Source organism: Henriciella sp., from assembly GCF_029937755.1.
Classification (GTDB): domain Bacteria; phylum Pseudomonadota; class Alphaproteobacteria; order Caulobacterales; family Hyphomonadaceae; genus Henriciella.
Map to the genome: position 1 here is coordinate 407,176 of NZ_JAPYPG010000003.1, position 15,301 is coordinate 422,476.

Consider the following 15,301-nt stretch of genomic DNA (forward strand, 5'->3'; position numbering starts at 1 on the left):
GAGGCTCGTGACACATGCCCACAGGCGGCTCACAGGATACCACGCTGATCACCATCATCATGATCGTGATGGGCGCAACCATGCTCGTCCTCGGCAGCACGGTCTTCCGGTCAGTGCGCGACAAACGCCAGGTGAGCGATCGCCTCAAGGGGGAAGGCACACGGGCACCGCGGACCCCAGCCTATCCCGAAAAACCACGCAGGAACGTTATCGAGGACCTCGGCCGGCGGTTTACCGATCCGAACTCCGAAGAGCTGACCAAACTCCGCCACCGCCTCATGAAGGCTGGCTACTACTCGAAATCCGCGCCCTTCATCTATATCGGCGTCCGCTTCGTGGCGCTGATCATCCCGCAAATCCTGCTGCTCTTCTGCTGGCCGATGATCGACCAGTACATGCCCAAACACGGCCTGCTCATGATGTCGGTCGGCCTCGGCATTATCAGCTTCGTCGCGCCTTCCTTCATTCTCGACAAGAAGATGGCGACCCGCGAGGAGGAATACCGCAACGGCTTCCCCGACATGATGGACCTGCTGGTTGCCTGTGTCGAAGCCGGGCTCAGTCTTGACGGCGCGGTCCAGCGCGTGGCCGAGGAAATCGTGCAACGCTATCCGAACCTCGCCGATCACCTGAAGATCCTGAATCTCGAAATGCGGGCCGGCCGGGCGCGTACCGAAGCCTGGAAGAACTTCGCCGACCGGCTCGGTCTCGACGAGGCCCGCGCACTCGCCACGATGCTGCGCCAGTCCGAAGAACTCGGCACGAGCGTCGGTGAAACGCTTCGGGTCTTTGCTGCCGATATGCGTGAGAAACGGATGCTCTATGCCGAGGAGAAAGCGCTCGCCCTGCCCGCCAAGCTGGTCGTGCCGCTGATCCTCTTTGTGTTTCCATCGCTGCTGGTCGTGCTCATGCTGCCAGCCGTCGTCCGCATGATGTATGTCTTCAGCGAGACCTGAGGGAAGCGCAGCGGGGAGCCGGTCGGCATGGTCTCACGCGCACACCTTCATCAACATGCTTTGGGAAAGCCCTTGGCCCTACTGGCTCACAGGGACGTCGTGCTCACTCATCCGCTCACCGAGGACGACCTCGATCGTGGATGAGGACGGCTTGCGCGGCGCGAAACGGCGTGGCGCAGTGTAGGCGACCTGCTTCGGCGTCTCCTCCTCGCGCAGGGAGACGGCCTCTGCCTGCTCGAACGCTTCATCCGCACTCCCGCGCAGGGCAAGCGACAGCGTGCCGGTCTGCGAAGCCACCGAGAGCTTCTGGGCCTGATCAAGCGTGACGGCGAGCGTTGCGGTCTCGAAGACGCCTGCCTGCTCACCCGTCATGTCGTCATTCAGGTCGACGCCAAGCACCTCTACATTCTGCAGGAGCACCTTGGAGACCAGCTTCAGGACTTTCGACTCCGGGGCAGCGTCTTCAGTGAAGATCACGTCGACATGATCTCCCGGAAGGACAAAACCGCCGACACCAGAAACTGCCGAAGTGCGAATGGTAAAGGCGCGCGAGCCCGGCTGAATCTTTGCTGACAGCGAGGCACGCATGCCCGGCGCCAGGAGCATCGCTTCAGACAAGGCCTGCCCGGCCGCAATATCGATCAGTGTGCGGCGATTGTCACCGGACTGCTCAAGCGCATCGGCCGAGGTGAAATGGCCCGGCGGCAAGGACGACACAGGACGCTCTTCAACGGCAAACCAGTCGGCGCTGACCGAAACCCCGCGCGGAATGTCACGCGAAGCGACCAGCACAGGCTCCATCGCAGGTGCGGCCGCCTCAACGGCGCGCGGCGCTTCCGGCTGGGAGGAGGAAGAGAGCCACAAGCGCGCTCCGAGCAAGGCTGCCGCACCAAAGGCGATGGAGAGAAGGAGGGTGATGACCGGGGAAATCTGCATCTGTCGATCCACTCATTAAGACGTGAGCAGACTATTCCGGCGGGCTTAAACACACCGCAAATCGCGGCATTCAATTGCGCGGGCCCGCTTAACCAAGACAGGCCCCCTAGCCGCTCTCCCGTCCGCCGACATAGCCAAGCGTCGTTGCGCGGTGGATCGCCTGCGCCTTGCCGGCCACGCCCAGCTTCCGCGCGGCATTGGTGATGTGAAAGCGCACCGTCGGCAGGGAGATGTCGATAATGGTCGCGATCTCTGCATCCGTCTTGCCGGCTGCGGCCCATTTAAGGCACAGGATTTCCCGGCGTGTCAGATGAACCGCAGGTCCCTTCGGCCCTATCGCCCGGGCATCATGATAGGTCGCAACGAATTTGAGCGTCAGCGCATAGAGGTGCTCGGCTTCGCGATGGAATACCGGTTCGACGTCAATCTCCTTGTCCGTGGCCCAGACCACCGCCCCGATTGCCCCACCCGGCAGGTGGACCGGTGACACAATCGCCGCCCTGATACGGGCATCGGTATACTCTTCCGGATCATTGGCCGCCTGCAGCACAGGATTGGGCCTCCAGCTGCCGAGGCGCCCATCCGCGAAATAGAACGGCTCCGCACAGGTGCGGGTCGAATGCACCAGCGTCGAGCGAAGCGCGAAAGCACGGTCTTTCCAGTATTCAAGCTCGGGATCGATCCAGCGGAAGAAGGTCTCGGCGAACGGCCGGCCATCGCGATCGAACATCGGCTCGGGGCTTCCGATATCTGCGCTCACGGCAATGTAAGGCAGGCCCATTTCGACGCCGACATCACGCACCTCGCGCGCAAGCAGGTCGAGCTGATCTTCAAGAGACGGATGGTGATCCGAAGTCATCATGGGAGGAAGCTGGTTATAACCTATTATTACTGGCAGCTTGTCGGTTTCCAAGCTTGCGTACAAGACTGACTTAGAGGCAGTCCGCCAAGATAAATACAGGGGAGGTCCAACAGATGAAACTCGCACTCGAACCACACCACGAAGCCTTTCGGGAAGAAGTCCGTACCTTCCTCGCGGAGAAGCTGCCGCCGGAACTGGCTGAGGCCGGCCGGCTCAACACCAGCGCCTTCAGTGAACCCCAGCACAATCTGCCCTGGCTGCGCATCCTGAACGAAAAAGGCTGGGCTGCTCCGCACTGGCCCGAGCAATATGGCGGCACAGGCTGGGACGAAATGCAGAAATACATCTTCGCGTCCGAGTGCGCGAAGGCTGGCACGCCGTCGCTTTCGCCCATGGGGCTTCAGATGGTGGGGCCCTGCATCATGGGCTTCGGCACCGAGGAGCAGAAAGCCTACTACTTGCCTCGCATCCTCAAAGGCGAGGACTATTGGTGCCAGGGCTATTCCGAACCGGGCGCGGGATCCGACCTTGCAAACCTGCAGCTGCGCGCCGTGTCCGATGGCGACGACTATGTCCTCAACGGCTCGAAGATCTGGACGACCCAGGCTCATCACGCCAACAAGATGTTTTGCCTGGTGCGCACGTCTACGGAAGGCAAGCCGCAGCAAGGCATCACCTTCCTCCTGCTCGACATGAACACACCAGGGATCCGGGTCGAGCCGATCATCACCATGGCTGGCGAGCATGAGGTCAATCAGGTCTTCTTCGATGACGTGCGCGTGCCGAAATCAGGCCGGCTGGGCGAGGAGAATGATGGCTGGACGGTTGCGAAATACCTGCTCGAATTCGAGCGTGGCGGCGGCTCATCGGCAGGACTGGAAGCCGCTCTCGAGCGCGTGCGGATCATGGCCCATTCCGAACCGGGCACAGGCGGCAATCCGCTCGCCAGCGAGCCAGCGTTCATGCGCCGCTATGCCGACACGAAGATCGCGCTGGAAGGGATCGTCGTTACCGAGAAGCGGGTCGCAGCAGCCCTCGCTGGTGGCAAGAATCCCGGCCCGGCCTCTTCCATGCTCAAGACGGCCCGCACCGAGACCATGCAGCGGATCGACGAACTCGCCATCGAGGCCGCCGGCCTCTACGGCACGGTCGAGCAGACGGCGGCGCGTCAGCCGGGCTCGAATATAGAAGCTGTCGGCCCGGACCACAGCCTGACCGCTATGCCCCGATATCTGAACAACCGGGCCGCTTCCATCTATGGCGGATCGAATGAAGTGCAGAGAAACGTCATGGCCAAGCTTCTTCTTGGCCTCTGATCTGTAATAATGACGGGGCCCTGTCATTTCCGATAGCTTGTGCAGGCGCCCCGTTTCGCGAACCCTCTCCCATGCACATCGACACCCGGGAAAAAACCGGGTGCAGCTCTATGGGAGGAAAACATGGTTTCCACAGTCACACTACGCCACAGCCTTATCACGGGCGCGTCGCTCTTCATCCTTGCCGGTCTCGCCCCTGCCGTTGCGCAGGAGGGCACCGTCGAGACCGATACGCCCGCCGCCGAGGAAACGTCCACCGCCGACGATAGCAACATGCGCCTGCAATCCATTCAGGTGACCGCGCAACGCCGCGAAGAATCGATCAACTCCGTTGGCATGAACATCCAGGCCTTCGGCGAGGACACACTGTCCGACCTGCGCGTCAACAGCGTCGATGACCTGCAATCGGTCGTGCCGAGCTTCTCGGTCTCGCAATCCTATCAGGGTGTGCCGACCTACACGCTGCGCGGCATCGGCTTCAACACGATCAACCTGTCTGCCACATCAACGGTCGGCACCTATGTCGATGAAGTCGCCTACCCCTATCCGATCATGAACTCAGGCCCCGTTTTCGATATCGAACGCGTTGAGGTCCTGAAGGGCCCACAGGGGACGCTGTTCGGCCGCAACACCACAGCCGGCCTGATCAACGTTGTCACCAACAAGCCATCCGAGGAATTCGAAGGCTTCGCCGCCCTCGATGTCGGCAATTACGAAACCATCAACTACGAAGGCATGATCAATGTGCCGTTCGGTGACATGGTTCAGGGCCGCCTCGCCGCACGCTACGAAACCAGCGACAAGGGCTGGCAGGAATCGATCTCGCGCGGTGAAGACCGCGGCAAGGTCGACAAGCTCGGCTATCGCGCCGCGCTTGCCTTCCAGCCGACCAGCGATCTCAATATCGACATGTCCGTGAACGGATGGATCAACAAGTCAGACACGATCGGCGGCCAGGGCTTTGCCTTCACGCCCGCCACAGACCCTGCGAACGGCAATACGTTCAATGTGCCCGGACTGGCTGACTTCCTCGCCAACAACCAGCCAAACAGCGCCGAGGATGCCGACTGGGCTCCGCGCTCGGCGCGCGAAGCCGATATCGGTGTGGGTCAAGGGGTCGACGGGCCGCTGGAGGAAGACTCCACCTTCATTGGCTACAAGCTCGGCGTCGACTACCAGTTCGGCGACAATATGCGGATCGTGTCGCTGACCGGCTACAATGACCTGCAGCGCGAAGCCAATCTCGACTGGTCAGGCGTGCCCTACCAGATCCTGATCCAGGATGTTGACGGCGAGATCACCTCCTTGAGCCAGGAAATCCGGCTGGAAGGGTCCACTGACCGTGTCGACTGGCTGGTTGGCGCTTATTACGGCAAGGACGAGATCACCGACTCCAACCGCACGCTGCTGCGTGACAACTCAAACAGCAACCAGGTCAGTACCGTGGCTGCCGGTCTCGCCGCTGCACCGGTTCCGACCGTCGCCGCATTGCTGGGGGTCGATCCCTCGCTCCTGCCGCCCGCACAGATCGCTCAGATCGAGGCCCTGGTCGCTGGCGTGAACATCGATCCGGAAACCGGACAACCCTACTCGCTCCCTGAAATCCTCAACTCCTTCCAGACTTACGAGGATATCGGTGAATTCGAGACGGAGACCGCGAGCATCTTCGCGAACGCCAACTGGCAACTGACCGACGAGTTCGAGCTGATCACAGGTATCCGCTACACGGAAGACAGTCAGGACTATGTCGGTTGCTCGCGTGACGTGAACGGCTCGATGCAGCCTAACGTCAACATCTTCAACCGTGTCTTCTATTCGCTGACCTATGGTGTCGCCCCACCTGCGGCGTTGGAAGAGAACCAGTGCAACACCTATAACGAGACGGAAAATCGCTTCGGCAACGTCACGTCGGACCTGACCGAGGACAACATCTCCTGGCGCGTCGTGGGCAATTACACGCCTACGGATGACCTGCTCCTCTTCGCGTCGGTCTCGCGTGGCTTCAAATCGGCCTCGACCCCGGTCAACGCCGCCTCCAAGGCCGAACAGAACGCTCCGGCCAAGCAGGAACAGCTGACGGCATATGAAGTCGGTGTGAAGGCGGGCCTCCTCGACCAGACCCTGCAGGCCAATGCGTCGCTGTTCTATTATGACTACAAGGACAAACAGGTTTCTTCCTTCTTCCCGGACGACATCTACACCGCGCTTGCACGCCTGCAGAACGCTCCGGAAGGCGAGGCCTATGGTCTCGACGCCGAGGTCACCTGGCTGCTCACCGACTATCTGACGGCTGTGGGTGGCCTGACCCTCCTCCAGACCGAGTATGGCAGCTTCCCGACGACCGACTTCGCCGGCGATCCGACCAACCTGCAGGGTGATCCTTTCCTGTACAGCCCTGAACGCACGATGAGCCTGAGCCTGCTCTATGATGACACGCTGACCGACACGCTCGGCCTGCGCGGGGCGCTGTCTGCCCGCTGGCAGAGCGACTCCACAGCCGGTGACCCGGACAATCCGCTCTACGACATCCCGTCCTACGGCGTCGTGAACGGGTCGATCGGTGTCTATGGCATCGATCAGAACTGGGAAGTCAGCATCTGGGGCAAGAACCTGCTTGATGAATACTACTGGCAACAGATCACCTCGAACGCGAACGTGATCCTCCGGTTTGCCGGCAGACCTCGGACTTTTGGCGCGTCTCTCACGTACCGCTTCTAGTCCGTTCACTGCGTAGACCCGATTTTCCTCCCGGGATACGCGTTTCCTCGAACGCCGGCGCCGGCCCGGAACAGGCGCTCTGGCGCCGGCGTTCGCTTTTTCTGGCCCTTGCGGCTGCCACGTGAGACACTGATCTGGACGGGAGCTCACGCGCCATGGAAAAGATGAAATCGTATCTCGGCTGGAAGATCGACTATACGTCCCCGCCTGGCGAACCCGCCTATGCGGCACCGGATTCGATCTCCTGGAAAGTCTTCAAGAATCCGATCGCCCTGGGCATTGGCGGCGTGGCCGCCGTGCTCCTCGAATTTGCAGATGCGCGCATCCGCTCCGGCGTCTGGGATCACTCCGTCTTCAAGACCGACCCGATCGGACGGTCGCAGCGTACCGGCACGGCTGCCATGGTCGGCGTCTACGGCCCGCAAAGTGCCGCCCGCCGCGTCATCCAGGGTGTCACCAACATGCACGCCAAGGTGAAGGGTGAGACCCCGTCTGGTGAGCCTTACAAGGCCCTCGATGTGGAGCTTCTCGACTGGGTGTCTGCAACCGCCGGCTACGGCTTCCTCACGGCCTATGACCGGTTCGTGAAACCGGTTTCCGACGCTGACAAGCGCCGTTTCTACGAAGAAGGCGAGGCCGTCGCCCGCCTCTATGGCGTTCAGAATCCTGTCCGCTCTCCGGCTGATTTCGATGCCATGCTGGAAAAGCTCCTGCCACGTTTCGAACCGCACGAGATCAACACCGAATTCCTCGACATCATGAAGTCCGGCCGCGCGGCAAAGGCCGTGCCCAAGTCCTTGCAATCGAGCCTCGCCAATGCGTCGGTCTCCATACTGCCGCCGAAAGTCCGTGAGGTGCTGGAGCTTGGTCCGGAATACGACGTCAGCGCGCCGGCCCGCTTTACGCTGAAGTCGCTGGGCGCGCTGGCCGACCGCGTTCCCGTGAAAGGCTCTCCACCTGCCGAGGCTGCCACCCGCCTTGGGCTGCCCTGGACTTTCGCCTGGAAAAGCCCGGCTGCCCAGAAGCGGATTCTCGGTTCCGCGCCGGGCTTTCAGGAAGCCGAAGCCTCCAACTAGCTCGCCGTCTCAAGCGGGATGACATCGACCGCCTGCCGGCTCTCCTGCGCGGTGGCCGCCTTGAGCACGCCCTTTACGGGAGACACGTCGGAATAGTCCCGCCCATAGCCAACGACAATATGGTCCTCGCCGACATCCACCGCATTTGTCGGATCATACTCGACCCAGCCCAGATCCGGCCCGCACCAGGCGCGCACCCAGGCATGCATGGCATCCGCTCCGCTCAGCCGCGGCTGGCCCTCAGGCGGCTTCGTCCGCAGGAAGCCGCTGACATAGCCGGCCGGAATGCCAACACTGCGCAGAGCAGCGATCATGATATGTGAGAAGTCCTGACAGACCCCATGACGCGCCTCGAAGGCTTCCTCATGCGACGTCTCCACGGACGTCGCGGTCGCATCGAACGTCATCTCCGAATTCAAGGTCCGGCCAAGCGTGCGCACCGCCTCCAATACGCTCACATTGAACGGCAGCCTGTCCTCGACATAGTCGCCGAGATGCCGGCTCAGCCGGATGCGCGGACTGCGTCCGACGAAATGCAGCGGGGAGTCCGGCGCCAGCGACTGGATCCGATCAAGCGCCTTCGGCATCTCATCGAGAGCAAGAGACGCCCCGTCTTCAAGGCGGTGTTGCAGCCGCTCCACCCGGGCCTTGAGGCTGAATCCGATTTCGGAATGGGCATTGCCGAAAACGATTTCGTGCGCCTGGTTTCCGAAGAAATCTCGAAACCTGCTGCGCTCGGACGGCGCCGGCAAGACGTTCAGATTCGCCGCCACGGCACGCTGCACGCCGGGCAGCTCCAGCGGCGTGAAGCGCAACAGGTGACGCCCCGCCCAGACCGGCGTGCGGTACTTGTAGGAGATGGTGCAAACGATGTCATACAGCATGGCGCGGCCTCAACTCATATAAGCCTGGCCGAGCGCGTCAGACAGGGTGGCGATCTGCGCCCGGAAATCCAGCAGGGCATTCGTATCGATCGCTTCGGCCTTCATCGTGCGGAAATTCGTGTGAATACGGAGGGTTTGCGCATAAACCTCTGACGGATGACCATTTTCCGTAGCACCTGGAAGCGCCCCGACCTGTGCTTTCAGCTCGTCCAGATGAAAGATAAGCGACCGGGGATTGAGCGGATCGAGTGCCAATAGTTCGATCACGGACAAACGCGAAGCCATGAAGGCATACCGCCGCCTGTGCGAGATGGTGCTGTCGCCATATTCAAGCGCAAGGTCAAGGGCGCCTTCGGGAGCGTTGGGGTGCAGGAAACTCGCCAGGGCCGACGCCAGCGCCATCAGCCGCTCGACCGAGCGTCCGAGGCTGAGAAACCGCCACTCGGTAAAGCGATACATGTTCTCATGGACAAGACCGGTGAACCCGCTCGATTCCCGCAGGAGCCAGACCATGCGCCGGGCCGTCTCGTCCCCGGGCGTCACTTCCCCCTTGTCGGCGTGGACGGTCTCGACGATTTCGGAAATCGCCGCCCAGCCGTCGGGAGATAGACGGTCACGCACACTGCCGGCTGTGCGCGAGGTGGCGTCTATGGCACCGACGAGCGCACGCGGCATCGCGTCCGCCACATCCAGGCCAATAAACTTCATATAGCCCGAGAGATGTCTCAGCAGGAGCGATCCGGGCGGTTCGGCATCCGCCAGGCGCGAATGATAGGCCCGGTTGAGCCGCGCGAAACCTTCCGCCCGGTCCACATAGCGCCCGAGCCAGAACAGATTTTCGGCCGCATTGCTCGGCAGCGCGCCCTGCCGCGCCCGGGGCATAGCCGATGTACCGTCCGAAAGCCGCGTATGCGTATCGACGGGATTGTCACTGACGATCCAGACATCCGCGACCGACCCGCCCTTCTGCATGTTCAGAACCGTAGAGCCCTCCTCCGGACCGATGCGGGCAAACCCTCCCGGCATGACCGACCAGCCATCTTCGGTGCGCACCATGAAGACGCGCATGCTCATGGGGCGCGGTTGCAGGCGGCCATCGGCAAAGACGGGGGAGGTTGAGAAAGACACCGCCTCCTGCCCGACCAGCCACGTGCCTTCCTCGTCGATCAGCTGCTGGACCGTCGGGTGGACAGAGGATTTAAGCTGCCCGGCCAGAACCGTGGTCTCATCCGGGTCGAACGGCATCCGGGTCGAGAGCGCCGGGGCAATCATCATCTTCTCGACATTCTCGAGCACATGCCGGCGTTCCTTCGCCTGCCCGCACCACCAGGTCGCGATGTTCGGAAGCGTCAGCGGTTCGCCAAGCCACTGGCGGGCAATTCTGGGCAGAAAGGCCATCAGGGCCCGTGTCTCGAGCACGCCGGTCCCAAGCGCGTTGACCATCGACACCGTGCCGCGCCGCGCTGCCCCGACCAGCCCCGGTGTGCCGAGCTTCGAGCCTTCTTCAAGTTCCAGCGGATCGGAATAAAGCGCATCGAGGCGGCGCCAGAGGACATCGACGGGCTGCAGGCCAGAAACCGTCCGCACATGAACCTCGCCCTTGTGAACGGTCAGGTCCTCGCCCTCAACCAGAAGCAGGCCCAGATACCGCGCGATATAGGCCTGCTCGTAATAGGTTTCACTATAGGGTCCGGGCGTCATGATCGCGACATGATGGTCCGGCGAGCGGCGTAGGTTGAGCAGGCTGGTACGGAAATCCCGAAAGAAGCTGGAAAGCCTTAACACTTTGGCGTTCGCATAGTGCTCGGCATAGATGCGCGAGGTCGCCACGCGGTTTTCCAGGGCGTAGCCAGCACCGGACGGTGCCTGGGTCCGGTCATTCAGCACCCACCATTGCCCATTCGGCCCGCGCCCGATCTCGAAGGCCAGGAAATGGAGATACTTTCCTGAAGGCGGTTCCACACCAACAAGCTGGCGCAGCCATTCCGGGCTTTCAGCGATCAGCCTGCCAGGCAGGAAGCCATCGCGGACCAGCGTATTCTCGCCATAGAGATCAGCGGCGACGCGTTCCAGCAAATCCGCACGCTGTTTCAGGCCATTACTAATCTCGTCCCATTCACGCTCATGAATAAGGACCGGCATATGTGAGAGCGGCCATGGCCGCTCACGGGACACTTCATTTGTATACTGACGGAGAAAGACGCCGGAGTCCCGCAGATAGGTATCGCCCCGGCGGAACAGGCTTTCCATGACCGCCGGGCTCTGGGCCGAGAGGTATTGCAGGAAGTCATTCCAGGCCGGGCGCAGGTCGCCGTGTGCATCGACAAGTTCGTCCGGGACAATCGGGGCGGGCTGATAGGAGTCCAGCATCTGCCAGATATTTCCGGGCGCGGCGGGGCTTGGCTCGGCCATGGATCAGACCCCAATCGGCCGGCGCAGATCGAGCGTTGTTGGAAACTCCGGATGCGGTGTCTCGGCATCAGGAAGATAGTCGCCAGGCTTGTGGCCATGCGGCTCGAAGCGCGCAAGGCGCCGGGCCTCGGCCTCGTTTGCATTGACCGGGAAGGTCTCGTAGTTCCGCCCGCCCGGATGCGCGACATGGTAAACACATCCGCCGATGGCGTGGTTCGACCATGTGTCGAAGATATCAATGATCAATGGCGTGTTCACGGGCAATTTCGGATGCAATGAGATCGGCGGCTGCCAGGCCTTATAGCGCAATCCGGCAACCTCGGTTCCATTTTCTCCAGTCGGCGTCATCGGCAGGCGCCGGCCATTACAAGCCACCGTGTAGCGCCCTGGGGCCGCGCTCTTCAGTTTCACCTGGAGACGCTCTGCAGAGCTGTCAGTGAATCGCACCGTGCCGCCGATCGCGCCGGTCTCGCCCAGCACATGCCAGGGCTCGATGGCCTGCCTGAGTTCCAGCCAGGTGTTCTCATAGGTGACTTCGCCGCAGAACGGGAAGCGGAACTCGAACTGGGCAGCATACCATTCCGGCTTGATGGGGAAGCCATGCTCCCGAAGGTCATCCAGCACCTCCATGAAATCCTGCCAGACAAACTCCGGCAGCATGAACCGGTCGTGCAGCACGGTGCCCCAGCGGACAGGTTTGCCCGTGGCTGGCGCCTTCCAGAACCGCGCGATCAGCGCCCGGATAAGGAGCTGCTGGGCCAGGCTCATCCGCGCATTAGGTGGCATCTCGAAGGCACGGAACTCAACCAGCCCCAGCCGCCCGGTCGGGCCATCGGGTGAGTAGAGCTTGTCGATACAGATCTCCGAGCGATGCGTATTGCCAGTGACGTCGATCAGCGCATTTCGCAGCAGCCGGTCGAGCAGCCAGGGCGGCGGGGCCTCCCCTTCACCCGGTTTCGGGATTTGCGAGAGCGCGATCTCAAGCTCGTAAAGTGTGTCATGGCGGGCCTCGTCGATCCGCGGCGCCTGGCTCGTCGGACCGACAAAGACACCGGAGAAAAGATAGGACAGGCTCGGATGGCGCTGCCAGTGCAGGATCAGGCTCTTGAGCAGGTCAGGCCGGCGCAGGAACGGACTGTCGAGCAGCGTCGCTCCACCGACCACGACATGGTTGCCGCCGCCAGTGCCCGTATGGCGGCCATCGATCATGAACTTGTCCGCCCCGAGCCGCGTCTGGCGCGCCTCGTCATAGATGGTCTCGGTCGTCTCGACGCATTGCTGCCAGTCATGGGCAGGATGGATATTCACCTCAATGACGCCGGGGTCGGGCGCAACGCGAATAACGTTGAGGCGTGGATCCGTAGGCGGACCATAGCCCTCGATATGCACGATCAGGCCCAGCTCCGCGGCTGATGTCTCTGCTGCGTGAACAAGGTCGAGATAATCCTCCAGCTCTTCGGTCGGGGGCATGAAGACGCAGAGCTTGCCATCGCGCACCTCGACCGACAGCGCCGTGCGCACAGCTTCGGTCGAATTGTCGACGGTCTGCTCCTGAATGTCCTGGCCGGGTGTGGCTTCGGTGCGGCTGGCGACCGGCTGGCGCGCCGGGGCTTCTTCCGTCTGCTCGATCGCCTCTTCCAGCGTGTAGTCGGGCAAGGGGCCGCGCGGGGCAGCCGGATCCGTGATGTTGATATAAGGGTAGAGCGCCTCCGGCACGTGCGGCAGCGACTCCAGCGGCAGGCGGTAACCCGCTGGCGAGTCCCCCGGAACGAGGAACAGCTTGCCGCGCCTGAGCTCCCACTTCTCGGTCCGCCAGCGCTGCCCACCGGCTTTCGACTGCCAGCGCTGGACCGGCAGGACAAAGCTGCAGGGCTCTGTCAGGCCGCGCTCGAAAACGCGGGCAATGCGGGCGCGGGCCTCAGGATCCTTAAGCTCGGAATTCTCCGGCGTGACATTGTCCGGCAGCTTGCCTTCCTTGAGCAGCCACTCGGCCGGGTCCTCATAGGCCGGCACGACCGCATCGGTCTCCACCCCCAGCTCACCGGCGATGGCCGTCATCAGCTTTTCGGCATCCTTCGGACCGACATCATAGGTCGCGTTCTCGTCAGCGATGAGGGAGGCGTCGTTCCAGACCGGTTTTCCGTCACCGCGCCAGTAAAGCGAGAAGGTCCAGCGCGGCAGCGTCTCGCCGGGATACCATTTGCCCTGCCCATAATGCAGGAAGCCGCCCGGCGCGAAACGGTCGCGCAGCCGCCGGATCAGCTTGTCGGCCAGAGCACGCTTGGTCGGCCCCACAGCAGCCGTGTTCCATTCGGCGGCTTCGAAATCATCAATGGAAATAAAGGTCGGCTCGCCGCCCATGGTGAGGCGGACATCCTGCTCCTTGAGTACCGCGTCGACCTCGTTGCCCAGCGCATCGAGTTCGGCCCAGCTCTCGTCAGAAAAGGGTTTGGTGATGCGCGGGTGCTCGGCAACCCGTTTGACCTGCATGTCAAAATCGAAATCGGTTTTCGTATCGGGGTCACCCGTAAACCCGCCAGCGATGGGCGCGGCGTTACGGTAATGCGGCGTTGCAGCCAGCGGGATATGGCTTTCGCCGGTCAGCAGCCCGGATGTCGGGTCGAGGCCGATCCATCCCGCGCCTGGTATGTATGCCTCCCCCCAGGCATGCAGGTCGGTGAAGTCGTGATCGGTGCCCGATGGCCCGTCCAGCGCCTCCAGATCCGGCTTCAGCTGGATGAGATAACCAGAGACAAATCGCGCCGCGATGCCGAGGTTGCGCAGGAGCTGCACCAGAAGCCAGCTTGAGTCCCGGCACGAGCCCGATCCGACGGTCAGAGTCTCCTCCGGCGTCTGAACACCGGGCTCCATCCGCACGATGTAATCGACCGCTTCAGAGACACGGCGGTTGAGATCGACCAGAAAATCGACCGTGCCCATCGCCTCCCTCGGGACGCTTTCAAGGAAAGCCTGGAACTTCGGCGTCAGCGGCTCGGGCTTGAGATAGATGGCAAGATCCGGCGCGAAGTCTTCGGAATAGTCGAACGGCCATTTCTGGGCTCGCTCCTCAACGAAGAAGTCGAATGGATTGTAGACCGTCATATCCGCGACCAGGTCCACCTCGATCCGGAACTCACGCACCGGGTCCGGAAACACAAAGCGTGAGAGCCAGTTGCCGTACGGGTCCTGCTGGTGGTTCACGAAATGGTTGCCCGGGGAGACCTTGAGACTGTGCGAAACGATCCGCGTACGCGAGTGCGGCGCCGGCCTCAGCCGGATGATCTGCGGGCCAAGGCTGACCGGGCGGTCATAGGTGTAGTGAGTGAGGTGATGAATACTGGCGAGGATTGCCATGGATGACGGCGCCTTCCCGATATGACGATATTGTCAACGCCATGCGAGCGCATTCCCGTCGCGAATGCAAAGCCTGTTTTCGTGGAGCGTCAGCCGCGACACCAACACGGCATGACCTGCGCACTTTAAACAGGCGTGCGCTCAGCTTTCAGGCAAGCGACCGGCTGCTCCATCCGGAACGATGCGGCGCAGGCTGTCTGTGATCAGGCTCAGGCCAAACTCGAAGAGCCCATCACCGGTACGGGCTTCGCCGCCACGCCGGTCATCCACGCTGGTCTGTTCCTGCAGCGCGGAGCCCACGGCGAACCGGCGAAGTGTCTGAAGCGCCGATTCCGCGTCCATCCGGGAAAGCCCTGCATCTTCGAGCACAAAGATGTTTCGTTCGATTTTCCGGTGCATTTCCGGTTCTATGGGACGAGGCCGGGCCATGATCGTCGCGCCATCCCGCTTCGCAAGGGCTGTGCGGCGAATACTACGCGCGCTTTCAGCCGCCCACTCGACCCAGTCAAAATCGGGATTGTCCACATCCGGCTCAGTAACTGCAGACTTGTAGAGGCTCGCCGTCATCGCATCGAGCAGCGCGTCCTTGTTGCGGAAGTGCCAGTAAAGTGAGGCATTGCGTATGCCGAGCTGGTCAGCGAGGCGGCGCGTGCTGAGCTTGTCCAGCCCCACTTCGTCAAGCAACGCCAGGGCAGCATCCACGATACGCTCGCGATTAAGCGGTATGCGCTCATCCTGCTGAGATGTCTGCAGCATATGTTCTCCCCTCACGCGAAACTTGCGTGTT

Annotated in this window: 10 protein-coding genes; 4 read left to right on the plus strand and 6 right to left on the minus strand. The window is 62.1% G+C overall.

The window, feature by feature from the left end; genetic code table 11:
• The first annotated feature begins 14 nt into the window (after positions 1-14).
• Positions 15-956, plus strand: a complete 942-nt coding sequence (locus tag Q1K29_RS09600; RefSeq protein WP_300393927.1) for a type II secretion system F family protein — start codon at positions 15-17, stop codon at positions 954-956.
• A gap of 78 nt (positions 957-1,034) precedes the next feature.
• On the opposite strand, the gene cpaB is transcribed toward Q1K29_RS09600, so the two are convergent.
• Together cpaB and Q1K29_RS09610 are read right to left on the minus strand one after the other, a co-directional pair.
• The gene (cpaB, locus tag Q1K29_RS09605) at positions 1,035-1,892 is read right to left on the minus strand and encodes a Flp pilus assembly protein CpaB (RefSeq protein WP_300393929.1); all 858 of its coding nucleotides are present in this window, start codon (positions 1,890-1,892) and stop codon (positions 1,035-1,037) included.
• 106 nt (positions 1,893-1,998) lie between these two features.
• Positions 1,999-2,754 (minus strand): helix-turn-helix transcriptional regulator, encoded by a 756-nt coding sequence (locus Q1K29_RS09610; RefSeq protein WP_300393932.1) that lies wholly within the window; start codon positions 2,752-2,754, stop codon positions 1,999-2,001.
• Between the two features lie 113 nt (positions 2,755-2,867).
• Here Q1K29_RS09610 and Q1K29_RS09615 point away from each other — a divergent pair, with 113 nt between their 5' ends.
• The 3 genes from Q1K29_RS09615 (at position 2,868) to Q1K29_RS09625 (ending at position 7,864) form a co-directional block, all read left to right on the plus strand.
• Positions 2,868-4,070, plus strand: a complete 1,203-nt coding sequence (locus Q1K29_RS09615; protein WP_300393935.1) for an acyl-CoA dehydrogenase family protein — start codon at positions 2,868-2,870, stop codon at positions 4,068-4,070.
• Positions 4,071-4,193: 123 nt separating this feature from the next.
• Positions 4,194-6,788, plus strand: a complete 2,595-nt coding sequence (locus Q1K29_RS09620; protein ID WP_300393938.1) for a TonB-dependent receptor — start codon at positions 4,194-4,196, stop codon at positions 6,786-6,788.
• A gap of 155 nt (positions 6,789-6,943) precedes the next feature.
• A complete protein-coding gene (locus Q1K29_RS09625; RefSeq protein ID WP_300393941.1) occupies positions 6,944-7,864 on the plus strand; it encodes an oxygenase MpaB family protein in 921 nt (306 codons plus the stop codon).
• Here Q1K29_RS09625 and Q1K29_RS09630 read toward each other — a convergent pair.
• The 4 genes from Q1K29_RS09630 to Q1K29_RS09645 form a co-directional block, all read right to left on the minus strand.
• On the minus strand, positions 7,861-8,748 hold the full coding sequence (locus Q1K29_RS09630) for a transglutaminase family protein (protein ID WP_300393944.1): 888 nt from the start codon (positions 8,746-8,748) through the stop codon (positions 7,861-7,863). The two genes, Q1K29_RS09625 and Q1K29_RS09630, sit on opposite strands and share 4 nt — an antisense overlap.
• Positions 8,749-8,757: 9 nt before the next feature.
• Complete coding sequence (locus Q1K29_RS09635) at positions 8,758-11,160, minus strand: circularly permuted type 2 ATP-grasp protein (RefSeq protein WP_300393947.1); 2,403 nt, start codon at positions 11,158-11,160, stop codon at positions 8,758-8,760.
• A 3-nt stretch (positions 11,161-11,163) separates the two neighbouring features.
• Entirely contained in the window at positions 11,164-14,514 is a 3,351-nt protein-coding gene (locus Q1K29_RS09640) for a transglutaminase family protein (protein ID WP_300393949.1), read from the minus strand.
• Between the two features lie 141 nt (positions 14,515-14,655).
• Complete coding sequence (locus Q1K29_RS09645; RefSeq protein ID WP_300393952.1) at positions 14,656-15,270, minus strand: TetR/AcrR family transcriptional regulator C-terminal domain-containing protein; 615 nt, start codon at positions 15,268-15,270, stop codon at positions 14,656-14,658.
• Positions 15,271-15,301 lie beyond the last annotated feature (31 nt).